Origin of the sequence: Microvirga zambiensis WSM3693 (assembly GCF_016735695.1) — a bacterium.
In the GTDB taxonomy this organism is placed as follows: Bacteria; Pseudomonadota; Alphaproteobacteria; order Rhizobiales; family Beijerinckiaceae; genus Microvirga; species Microvirga zambiensis.
The window spans coordinates 1-2,664 of sequence record NZ_JAERQD010000157.1; the positions used below are offsets into that span (position 1 = coordinate 1).

Sequence of the window (2,664 nt, forward strand, 5' to 3'; positions counted from 1 at the left end):
CAGGGCCAGACGCTGATCTCGTTCTTCTACCCGGCCCAGAACCAGGAGCTCCTGGAGTTAGCGAGGTCTCACGGCGCCACTGTGATTGCCATGGACATGGTGCCGCGGATCTCGCGCGCCCAGAAGATGGACGCGCTCTCCTCGATGGCCAACATCGCCGGCTACCGCGCCGTGATCGAGGCCGGCAATCACTTCGGCCGCTTCTTCACCGGCCAGGTCACCGCCGCCGGCAAGGTGCCACCCGCCAAGGTGCTGGTCGTCGGCGCTGGTGTCGCCGGGCTCGCGGCCATTGGCACGGCGACCTCGCTTGGTGCCATTACCTATGCCTTCGATGTCCGGCCCGAGGTGGCCGAGCAGATCGAGTCCATGGGCGCCCAGTTCGTCTTCCTCGAGTTCGAGCAAACGCAGGACGGCGCTGCCACCGGCGGCTATGCCGCGCCCTCGAGCCCCGAGTTCCGCGAGAAGCAGCTCGCCAAGTTCCGCGAGCTCGCCCCCGAGATCGACATCGTCATCACCACCGCCCTGATCGCCGGCCGCCCCGCCCCGAAGCTGTGGACGGCTGACATGGTCGAGGCAATGAAGCCGGGCTCCGTGATCGTCGATCTCGCGGCGGAGCGCGGCGGCAACTGCGACCTGACCGTGCCGGACGAGAAGGTCGTCACCGAGAATGGCGTCACCATCATCGGGTACACCGACTTCCCCAGCCGCATGGCCGCCCAGGCCTCGACGCTCTACGCCAACAACATCCGCCACTTTCTGGCCGATCTGACGCCGAACAAGGATGGCGTTATCCACCACAACATGGACGATGACGTGATCCGCGGCGCCACCGTCACACACCAGGGTGCCATCACCTATCCGCCGCCGCCGCCCAAGATCCAGGCCATCGCTGCCGCCAAGCCCAAGGAGAAGGCGAGGGAGCTCACGCCGGAGGAGAAGCGGGCGAACGAGGCAGAGGCCTTCAGGAGCCAGACCAAGACGCAGGTGGGGCTGCTTGTGGCTGGTGGACTGCTGATCGCCCTGGTGGGCGCCTATGCGCCGGCGAGCTTCATGGCCCACTTCATCGTCTTTGCGCTGGCCTGCTTTGTCGGCTTCCAGGTGATCTGGAGCGTCAGCCATTCCCTGCACACGCCGTTGATGGCGGTGACCAATGCCATCTCGGGCATCGTGGTGCTGGGCGCGCTCTTGCAGGTCGGCTCGAGCCACTGGCTGGTGACAGCACTGGCCGCGCTCTCTTTCCTGATCGCCACCATCAACATCGTCGGCGGCTTCCTGGTCACCCGCCGGATGCTGGCCATGTTCCAGAAGTCGTGAGGATCGTCCGATGAGCTTTGGTCTTGTCTCCGCCGCCTATGTGGCCGCGGCCATCCTGTTCATCCTCTCCCTCGGCGGCCTGTCAGGCCAGGAGAGCGCCAAGCGCGCCGTCTGGTACGGCATTGCCGGCATGGCGCTCGCCGTCGGCGCTACCGTGTTCGGACCCGGCATTGGCAACTATGCGGTCATTGCCGTGATGCTGGTGATCGGCTCCGCCATCGGCTGGTATGTGGCCAGGACGGTTGCGATGACCGAGATGCCGCAGCTGGTGGCGGCGCTGCATTCCTTTGTCGGCCTCGCCGCCGTGTTCATCGGCTTCAACGCCGACCTCGAGCTCGGGCGGGTCCTCCTCATGGACGAGGCCTCACGGCAGGCGCTGACCGGCTTTGCCGGGGTGCTGGCGCACAAGACCGGCGTGGAAATCTCGATCCTGCGGGTGGAGGTGTTCCTCGGCGTCTTCATCGGGGCGGTGACCTTCACCGGCTCCATCGTCGCCTTCGGCAAGCTCGCCGGCAAGGTCGATGGCAAGGCCAAAAAGTTGCCGGGCGGCCATGGGCTCAATGCGGCAGCGGCGCTGCTCTCGCTCGTCCTGCTGGTGCTGTACGTGCAGGGGGCGGGCATCTGGGCCCTGGTGGCGATGACGCTGCTGGCCTTCTTCATCGGCTACCACCTGATCATGGGCATCGGCGGTGCCGACATGCCGGTGGTGGTCTCGATGCTCAACTCGTATTCGGGCTGGGCCGCGGCCGCGATCGGCTTCACGCTCGGCAACGACCTCCTGATCGTCACCGGCGCCCTGGTCGGCTCCTCAGGTGCGATCCTGAGCTACATTATGTGCAAGGCCATGAACCGGAGCTTCATCAGCGTGATCCTGGGCGGCTTTGGTGCCACCACGGGTCCGGTGATGGCGATTGCCGGCGAGCAGATCGCCATCGATGCCGATGGCGTGGCGGCGGCGCTCGACGAGGCCGACAGCGTCGTCATCGTGCCGGGCTACGGCATGGCGGTGGCGCAGGCGCAGCAGGCGGTGGCCGAACTGACCCGCCGCCTGCGGGCCAAGGGCAAGGACGTGCGCTTTGCCATCCATCCTGTGGCGGGCCGCCTGCCGGGGCACATGAACGTGCTGCTGGCCGAGGCCAGGGTGCCGTACGACATCGTGCTGGAGATGGACGAGATCAACGAGGACTTCCCGGAGACCGACGTGGTGATCGTGATCGGCTCGAACGACATCGTCAATCCGGCCGCCCAGGAGGATCCGAACTCCCCGATTGCCGGCATGCCGGTGCTGGAGGTGTGGAAGGCCAAGCAGGTGTTTGTCTCGAAGCGCGGGCAGGGGACTGGGTACTCCGG

2 protein-coding genes are annotated in these 2,664 nt (G+C 66.4%); both read left to right on the forward strand.

The genetic code is table 11. The features are described from left to right. On the forward strand, positions 1–1,314 hold a 1,314-nt coding region (locus tag JKL46_RS34495), incomplete at its 5' end, for a Re/Si-specific NAD(P)(+) transhydrogenase subunit alpha (protein WP_201842929.1). Positions 1,315–1,324: 10 nt separating this feature from the next. Next, a partial coding sequence (locus JKL46_RS34500; RefSeq protein ID WP_201842930.1) for an NAD(P)(+) transhydrogenase (Re/Si-specific) subunit beta occupies positions 1,325–2,664 on the forward strand: 1,340 nt, incomplete at its 3' end.